This is a genomic window from Pseudomonadota bacterium (assembly GCA_010028905.1).
Classification (GTDB): Bacteria; Vulcanimicrobiota; Xenobia; order RGZZ01; family RGZZ01; genus RGZZ01.
Map to the genome: position 1 here is coordinate 1 of RGZZ01000200.1, position 8,671 is coordinate 8,671.

The following is an 8,671-nucleotide window of genomic DNA, read 5'->3' on the forward strand; positions in this document are numbered from 1 at the left end:
GCCAGCTGGGGCAGGCGCTGCAGCAGCTGCTGACGGCCGAGGGCAGCGCCGAGAAGGCCCGCGAATCGCTGGTCGTGGCACTGGGCCTTGCGCCAGGAACCGTGCTCACCCTCGACACGAAGCACACCCCGTCTCCCCCCCCCGGCAGATGGGCAGGCGGGGCTCGACCAGGCCCTGATCAAGCGACCAGAGATTGCAGCCCTCACCTGGGCAGCCAAGGCCGCGCGGGCCAACGTGAGCGCCATGGTCCGGTACAGCGCCCCTACCGTCTCGCTGTCGGCGCAGTACCTCGGCAGCAATCCCTCGGCATACTCGAACACCGCCCGGCAACTTCATCTGGTCGGAGTTCAACATCATCGGCACGCTGAACATCCCCATCCTCGACGGCCGCGTGGCGCACTGGGAGAAGAAGCAGGCCGAGGCCGCCCTCTCGCAGGCCGAGCATCAGCTCGCCGTGACCCGACGCTCCGTCGAGCAGGAAGTGATCTCGGCCTTCACCGATCTGAAGACGTACTGGCAGCAGGTCACCCTTGCGAAGGAGACCGCCGCGCAGGCGAAGGAAGCCTACCAGATCGCCCTTGTACGCTATCGCGAGGGCTTCTCGAGCAGCATCGAGCTGCTCAATGCCCAAGACACCTTTGTGCAAGCCGACCAGGCACTGGCAACGGCGATCTACAACTACCAGGTCGCCGAGGTCAACTGGCGCAGAGCCATCTCCGGCGACTACCCCGTTGCACTCCCTGATTCGGTGAAGGTCGACTGGGAGCAGCCGGCGCCCCTGACCATCCCATCGACCTGGCCGGTGGCACCGACCCCGAGCTCCGAGAGGCAAAGCCCGCCGCAGCCTCACCTTCGCCCCATCGCACGACACCCGCCGCACCTGGCGCGTCGCCCTCCCCTGCTCCAACCCCAGCACCCGCTGCTGAGCCATCGCCTCGAGGAGCCCGATGATGAGACCCCCTTCCAGAACCCTGCTGATCGCCGCCTTGCTTGCATCGCTCACGCCATCGACGGGGTGCAGACGAATCGAAGAAGCCCGCACGCAACCGCCGACGGTGCGCGTCGTTGCCGCGACCCAAGGCCTGGTCGGTGAATACGCCACGTTCACGGGCGTGCTGAAAGCGCGACACCGCGCCGCGGTGAGCTCGGCGCAGCCGGGCACCGTGATCCGCGTTGCAGCGACCGATGGCGACGCGGTCGCGGAGGGGCAGCCGCTCATCTGGCTCGACACCCGGGACGCTGAAGCCCGCCTGCACGAGCAGCAGACCCAGCTTGCCAGCGCACGCGCCGACATGACGCAGACCGAGGCCACGTTGCGTCAGAGCGAGAGCAAGCTCAAGAACGACGTGGAGCAGGCGCAGCAGGCACTCGCCCAGACCGACATCGCCGTGCGCTCGGCCACCACACAGATGAATGCAAACCAGCGCGACATGACGCGGCTGCAGACGCTCTACAAGGAGAAGGCCGTCTCACGCAGCCAGATGGAGAAGGCCGAGCTGCAGTACAAGCTGAGCGTCGACGAGCTCCACACGGCGCGCAGCAAGCAGTCTGCCGCCCTGGCCTCGCTGCGTCTCGCGCAGAAGGGCGAGCGTGATGTGGAGATGCAGCGCGCCCAGCTCGCGGTTTCCCGCTCGAAGGTCGCACAGGCCGAAGCCGCCGTGAACACGGTGCAGGTCTCCCTGCAGCAGAGCGTGCTGCGCTCCCCCATGGCGGGCACGGTGGTCGAGCGCTCGGTCGAGCCGGGTCAGGTCGTCGGCGGAGGTGGAACCCCTCTGATGACCGTCGTCGACAATCGAAAGCTCGAGTGTGTCGCGTCCCTCGAAGAGCAGTACGCCAACCGGGTCACCCGTGGTCAGCCCGCCATCCTGAACACGTCGCTCGAACCCGATGCAAATGTGCACGCAACGGTCACCGATGTGGTTCCCTCATCTGACCCGAAGACCAACACGGTGAAGATGCGACTTCGTCTAGACCAGGTGACTGCCGACGTGCCTGCGTCAAAGATGCTTGCAACGCTCACAGACGGCGTGACCGTGACCGGTCGGCTCACCCTCGCAAAGCATCGCGGTGTCGTCATCCCACGCGAAGCGCTGCACCACAACGGCACGCAGGCGTTTGTGAGCGTGGTCGAGGCGCAGGCCGCCCACACCCGACAGGTCACCGTAGAGCACGAGAACCAGACGCATGCGGTGGTCAAGGAGATTCGTGCTGGAGAGTTCGTGATCTGCGAAGGAGAGCTCCCCAAGGACGGCCAGCAGGTCACGGTAGATTATGCTCCCGTCAGCACCGAAGCCTCGGCGACACCCTCGCACAGATGAACGTCACGCCCTCACGTGCCTGGCGCAAGACGCTTGCCCCAGGCGCATACCGAAAGGACCCACGTCACATGCTTGATCGCAGAACCGGGCTCCCTCGCGCATCCACGCCACGGTCGCACGTGCGAAACCTGGTCGCGCACAACCAGAAGACGGCAGTGATGTAGCAGACATGCCCAGCACAACCACCGAAGCTCGCAAGACCATCTCGTCACCTGAGCAGCTCGACCAGCTGATGACGGTGACGTCGCCCCAAGGATGGCTCGGCCTCTGGGCTACCATCGCCCTTCTCGCCACGCTGGTGCTGTGGGGGATCTACGGCGAGATCCCGCTGCAGGTCGAAGGGCCCGGGATGCTGCTCTACGGCGGAGGATTGCGCACGGTGTCCTGCGTCAACGCGGGGCGCGTCCTCGACGTGCTGGTGAAGCCCGGCGACACCGTCGAGCTGGGTCAGGTCGTCATGCGCGTGCAGTCGCTGACGCAGTATCCCGCGACCGCAACCACGCCGATCACCAGCCCATTCGCAGGTACGGTGACCCAGATCATGGCCAAGCCCGGTGCCGTCGTGCAGGTGGGCGACACGCTGATGAACACGGCGTCGGTCAACGACCATCTCGAGGCCGTGCTGTACCTGCCCCTCGACAAGGGCAAGAAGGTCGTTGTGGGACAGGCCGTGCAGGTCACCGTCTCCACCGTCGACCGCGAGAAATATGGATATCTGGTGGGTACGATCAAGGAAGTTGCCACCTACGCCTCGACAAACGAGCTGATGCGCGAGACCCTGGGGAACGAGAACCTGGTGCAGCTCTTCCAGAGCGGAGGCGCCTACCAGGGCGCTCCGCTCAAGATCAAGGTACGCCTCCAGGGCGACCTCTCGACCCCCAGTGGCTATCACTGGTCGTCGGATCAAGGTCCCCCCTTCGCCATCAGCCCGGGAACGGTCTGCACCGCCGCCATCGCCACCGGCAGCGAGCGCCCCATGGACATGGTGGTACCCTACCTGCTGAAGCGATTCGGCGCGGAGCCGCAGCAGTGAGCCTTCCCCAGGCAACATCGGCCAAGGACCCTTTTCAGCACCCGTGCAAGCGCGTTCGCGTCCCCACTGTGATCCAGATGGAGGCGGTGGAGTGCGGCGCCGCTTCTTTGACCATGATCTGCTCGTACTACGGGCTCTGGATACCGCTCGAGAAGATGCGCGAGCAGTGCTCGGTCACGCGCAACGGCGCCAATGCGCTGAACCTGATCAAAGCCGCACGCACGCACGGCTTCACCGCCACCGGAAACCGTCTGGCCTGGGACGCCCTTGCAGGCATCAAGCTCCCGGCCATCTTGTTCTGGCGGTTCAGTCACTTCGTGGTGCTCGAAGGCTTCACGCGTGAGGGCGCCTGGCTCAACGACCCGTCAGCCGGACCGCGATTCGTAGCGAAAGAAGAGTTCATTCGCGAGTACAGCGGCGTGGCGCTCACGTTTGAGACAACGCCACAGTTCAAGCGAGGCGGACACCGAAAGTCGACCTGGAAGGCCATTCGCAAGCGCGTGCGCGGCTCGGAGTCCGGCCTGCTCTACGTGTTCCTGGCCGCGCTTGCCCTCGTCGTGCCCGGACTCGTCATCCCGTCGTTCCTTCGGGTCTTCGTCGACGAGATCATCGGAAACGCACGTCACCGATGGATTCTGTGGCTCTTCACCGCCATGGCCGGAATGGCCACCCTCAACGCCATCATCACGTTCATGAAGTCGTACTTCCTGGCGCGTCTCGAGACGCGCCTCGCGGTGGTCTCGAGCAGCGAGTTCTTCTGGCACGTGCTGCACCTGCCTATGGCCTTCTTCTCTCAGCGCATGGGGGGCGATATCGCGTCGCGCGTGGAGATCAACGACAAGGTCGCCTCGCTCTCAACGGGCAGCCTGGCCTCTGCCGCGCTGAACGTTCTGATGGTCGGTTTCTACGGCATGGTGATGTACTTCTACGATCCCTTGCTGACACTCATCACGGCCGGGCTCTCCGCCATGAACTTCATCTTGCTCACCGTCATCTCGCGCACCCGCGTCGACGCCAACATGTCGCTGCTGAGCGTGCAGTCGAAGGTGCAGGGCACCACCGTCTCGGGCCTCGCCATGATCGAGACCCTGAAGGCCACAGGGCGAGAGTCTGACTTCTTCGTGCGATGGGCGGGCTACACCACGCGCATGGTGAACACCCAGCAGCACCTGTCGACCTCCAGCCTCTTCCTGTCGGTGTTTCCGACGCTGGTGTCGTCGCTCAGCAATCTTGCCGTCATCTACTTCGGCGGCATGCGCGTGATGCGTGGCGACATGACCATGGGCATGCTCATCGCATTCCAGTCGCTGAGCGGACAGTTCGTGAGCCCCATCAACAGCATGGTCTCGTACGGCTCGCAGATGCAGGAGCTCGTGGGCGACCTGAGCCGCCTCGAAGACGTCTTGCTCAACGACGCGTCGTACCCGCCCGATGAAGCAGACCTCGTGACCCGCGACAGCTCACTGGGCCGCCTCGACGGCCGGCTCGAGCTGAAGAACCTGACCTTTGGGTACAGCCGCATCGATCCTCCCCAGCTCGACAGCTTCAGCATGACCCTCGAGCCTGGGCAGCGCGTGGCACTGGTGGGCTCGACCGGCAGCGGAAAATCGACCCTGGGCAAGCTCATCTGTGGGCTGCTCGATGCGTGGAGCGGAGAGATCCTCTTCGACGGCAAGCCTCGCACCGCGTGGCCGCGAAGCGTCATCACCACCAGTCTCGCGCAGGTCGATCAAGACATCGTGCTGTTCGCGGGAACCCTGCGTGAGAACCTGACACTCTGGGACAACGACATCGACGAGGCCTCCATCACCCAGGCGCTCAAGGACGCCGGGATCTACGAGGCCGTGATCTCACGCCCCTCGGGCATCGACGCAGAGGTGCAGGAAGCCGCACACAACTTCAGCGGCGGAGAGCGTCAGCGACTCGAGATTGCACGCGCCCTCGTCACCAATCCGCGCATCCTGGTACTCGACGAGGCCACGAGCGCCCTCGACCCCATCGTCGAGAAGAAGATCGACCAGGCCGTTCGACGGCGCGGCTGCACGTGCGTGATCATCGCGCACCGCCTGAGCACCATCCGCGACGCCGACGAGATCATCGTGCTCGAGCACGGCAAGGTCGTCGAGCGCGGAGACCATGAGACCCTCGTGGCGAGAAAAGGCGAGTACTGGAAGCTCATACAGGCCGAGATCTCAGCCCAGTCGCAAGATCAGGCGGTGGCTGCATCGTGAGCACTGCTGCATTCAGCCGATTCATCGCATCGCTTCCCGGCGCAGTGCTCGAGCAGACGGGGGGCAACCATCCCATCACGGCCGATGACGAGACCATGCTGTACCTGGTCGACACAGGCACCATCGATCTCTTCACCGTGCAGGTCATCGAGGGGAAGCGTGCGGGTGCGCGCCTTCCCCTGGTACAGATCGCCGAGAACCAGATCTTCATCGGCGTGCGTCCGCAGCAGAACCGTACCCTCACGGCCGTGGGCACCGCAGACACAAAGATCTACCGCGTCGCGCTCGACACCCTTCTCAAATCACTTGAAGACGACAAGACCATCGACCGCTCGGAAGAGCTCGCAGATGCGCTCGACAGCTGGATCCGCTGCCTGCAAGCCGGAATACAGGCGCCCTACCCCCCCACCAAATGCCGCCGGCTGCTGAAGCCGGAGACGGTGACCCTCGGGCCGTACCACAGCCTCTGTGCGGCTCGCGGCGTGCTGTGGGCCCGCGTCAACGGCGAGGTGACGTGGCTCGACGATGCGGCGCGGCTGGCATCGCCCTTGATCGCCCTGAGCACGTACAGCTGGATCCAGGCCACTGAGAAGGGGGCCACGGTCACGCTCCTGCCCACCGCCGCTCTCGTCGGGCAGGCAGAGATGTGGCAGGCGCTGCTGCAGTGCCAGAACCAGATGCTGGCGGCCGTCGTGGCGCTCGAAGCCAGACAACGCGCCCAAGACCACGAGCGCGTCGTGCGACGAGCGGCGTCAGAGGGGGCCTCTCTCGACGAGGCGATACACGACGTGGCCGCCGTGTTCTCGACCCGAGAGACGAACTTCTTCAGCCATGCGCGTTTCGCTGACGCCCTGCTCGACGCGTGCGAGATGGTCGGAGAGTACCAGGGGTTGAAGATCGAGCGTCCGGCAGGCTCCACCGAAGGGCTGGCCACCGATGCCCTGTGGCGCATCTGCCGTGCCTCGCACTGCCAGACCCGTCAGGTCGTGCTCCGAGACAGCTGGTGGAAGCGTGACAGCGGCCCCATACTGGCATACATCGACGAAACCCGTCGACCCGTCGCCCTGCTCCCCGACGGACCGCATCGCTATCGCATGTACGATCCGGTCGAGCGTACCTCGGTCGCGGTCGATGCCGCCGTGGCGAAGACCCTCGATCCCAATGCGCAGATGCTCTACCGCAACCTGCCCGAACGCCCGCTCGTACCGCTCGATCTGCTGAAGTTCGGCTTGCGAACCACGTGGCGCGATCTGGTCACGTTGCTGGTGATGGGGCTGCTCACCGGACTGCTGTCGCTTGCCACCCCTGTGGGCCTCGGCATGCTCACGTCCACCATCATCCCCTCGGGTCAGTCTACTGAGCTCGCCGCACTCGCTGGGGCCCTTCTCGCCGCCTCGCTGGGCTCGGCGTGCTACAGCCTTGTTCGACAGTTCTCGATGCAGCGCATGGAGACACGCATGGAGTACGATGTGCAGGCCGGCCTGCTCACCCGCCTCATCGCGCTGCCCGCTTCGTTCTTCCGCACCTATACCAGCGGCGATCTGTCGAACCGACTTCTCGGTATCATACAAGTTCGGTCAGCGCTGTCGTCGGCGGTGACCCAGGCCGTGCTCAACGGGCTGTTCTCGGTGTTCAGCTTCTTTCTGCTCTTCTACTACGACACCTACATGGCCGTGGTCGCGGCGGTGCTCGTTCTCTTCTACACGCTGGTGAGCGCCTCGGTTGCCTACGCCCAGGTACGCCAGCAGCGCACCATTCTCGACCTGACCGGCTCCATTCAGGGGCTGGTGCTTCAGCTCATCACCGGTGTCTCGAAGATACGCGTGGCCGGTGCCGAGAGCCGCGCATTTCGTGAATGGGCAGACCGCTTCTCGCATCAGCGCACGTTGCAGTTCGACAACCGCATGGTCAGCGTGCGCTATGGCGGCTTCACCTCGGCCTATCCGGTGCTCTGCAGCCTCATCTTCATCGCGTGGGTCTCGGGGCACGACTACAAGGGCATCACCACCGGCGACTTCCTGGCCTTCAACGCTGCGTTCGGACAGTTCATGTCGGCGCTCACCTCTCTCACCGGCACGTGGATCCAGATGCAGATGATCGGACCGCTGGTTGACCGCGCCCGCCCGATTCTCGAAGCCACCATGGAGGCCGACTCGTCGAAGCCGGACGCTGGACGCCTCGAAGGCGCGCTCGAGCTGCGCTCGGTGAGCTTCCGATATGGCAGCGACGGACCGCTGATTCTCGAGAACGTGAACTTCAAGGCCGATCCGGGCGAGATGATCGCCATCGTGGGACCCTCCGGCAGCGGAAAGTCGACCCTCATGCGCATGCTGCTCGGCTTCGACAACCCGCTGAACGGAGACGTGCTCTACGACAATCAGAGCCTCACCCAGATCGACGTGCAATCGGTGCGTCGACAGATCGGCGTTGTTCTGCAAGACGGAAAGCTGCAGCCCGGGAACATCTTCAACAACATCGTGGGCTCGACGCTCATGACCGAGGATGATGCCTGGGAGGCGGCGCGCATCGCCGGCATCGAGCAAGAGATCCGTCAGCTGCCCATGGGCATGCACACCGTGCTCTCAGAAGGCGCAACCACGTTCTCCGGTGGTCAGCGGCAACGCCTCATGATCGCGCGGGCCGTGGTGGGCCGTCCTCGCTACATCTTCCTCGACGAAGCCACCAGCGCCCTCGACGCCGAGATTCAAGAACAGGTCACCCGCTCGCTCGACGCCCTCGAAACCACGCGCATCGTCATTGCGCACCGCCTGAGCACGATTCGTCGCGCCGACCGCATCTACGTGCTGCACAAAGGCCGCATCGAGCAAGAGGGCACGTTCACCGACCTCTTGAACCAGCCTGGGCTGTTCCAGGATCTGGCGAGACGACAGCTGGCCTGACGGATGGCTTCTTCTTCGCGCCACAGCGTGTCGGCGTCCTGAAAAAAGCCTGGAGCGCGGCCGCCCTTGACCCGGCTCCTGCATGTCGTGATACACAGGCAAGCAGGTTTGCGCCCCCTTGGTGATTCGGTCTGCAGCAGCCCGTGCAGACATCGAGACCACCATCGCGCTCTGGAGGAGAGACATGGC

At 64.6% G+C, this 8,671-nt stretch carries 6 protein-coding genes; 5 read left to right on the forward strand and 1 reads right to left on the reverse strand.

What is annotated here, in order from left to right; all coding sequences use genetic code 11:
- On the reverse strand, positions 1-320 hold a 320-nt coding region (locus EB084_13950; protein NDD29359.1), incomplete at its 3' end, for a hypothetical protein.
- Positions 321-391: 71 nt separating this feature from the next.
- On the opposite strand from EB084_13950, the gene EB084_13955 reads away from it, so the two are divergent.
- The 5 genes from EB084_13955 (at position 392) to EB084_13975 (ending at position 8,482) form a co-directional block, all read left to right on the forward strand.
- The gene (locus tag EB084_13955; GenBank protein NDD29360.1) at positions 392-1,093 is read left to right on the forward strand and encodes a hypothetical protein; all 702 of its coding nucleotides are present in this window, start codon (positions 392-394) and stop codon (positions 1,091-1,093) included.
- Positions 948-2,318 carry an efflux RND transporter periplasmic adaptor subunit gene (locus EB084_13960; GenBank protein NDD29361.1) on the forward strand — a complete coding sequence of 457 codons (1,371 nt, stop codon included), beginning with the start codon at positions 948-950 and terminating at the stop codon, positions 2,316-2,318. Before EB084_13955 ends, EB084_13960 begins: the two co-directional genes overlap by 146 nt.
- A gap of 169 nt (positions 2,319-2,487) precedes the next feature.
- Positions 2,488-3,351: an HlyD family efflux transporter periplasmic adaptor subunit gene (locus tag EB084_13965; protein NDD29362.1), complete on the forward strand. Its 864-nt coding sequence runs from the start codon at positions 2,488-2,490 to the stop codon at positions 3,349-3,351.
- Between the two features lie 77 nt (positions 3,352-3,428).
- Positions 3,429-5,582 carry an NHLP family bacteriocin export ABC transporter peptidase/permease/ATPase subunit gene (locus EB084_13970; GenBank protein ID NDD29363.1) on the forward strand — a complete coding sequence of 718 codons (2,154 nt, stop codon included), beginning with the start codon at positions 3,429-3,431 and terminating at the stop codon, positions 5,580-5,582.
- Entirely contained in the window at positions 5,579-8,482 is a 2,904-nt protein-coding gene (locus EB084_13975) for an NHLP bacteriocin export ABC transporter permease/ATPase subunit (GenBank protein ID NDD29364.1), read from the forward strand. The genes EB084_13970 and EB084_13975 overlap by 4 nt, the downstream gene beginning before the upstream one ends.
- Positions 8,483-8,671 lie beyond the last annotated feature (189 nt).

Coding starts and splice junctions, on each gene's coding strand:
- EB084_13965 (NDD29362.1), top strand. CDS start 2,488: ATGCCCAGCACAACCACCGAAGCTCGCAAGACCATCTCGTCACCTGAG.
- EB084_13970 (NDD29363.1), top strand. CDS start 3,429: ATGGAGGCGGTGGAGTGCGGCGCCGCTTCTTTGACCATGATCTGCTCG.
- EB084_13960 (NDD29361.1), top strand. CDS start 948: ATGATGAGACCCCCTTCCAGAACCCTGCTGATCGCCGCCTTGCTTGCA.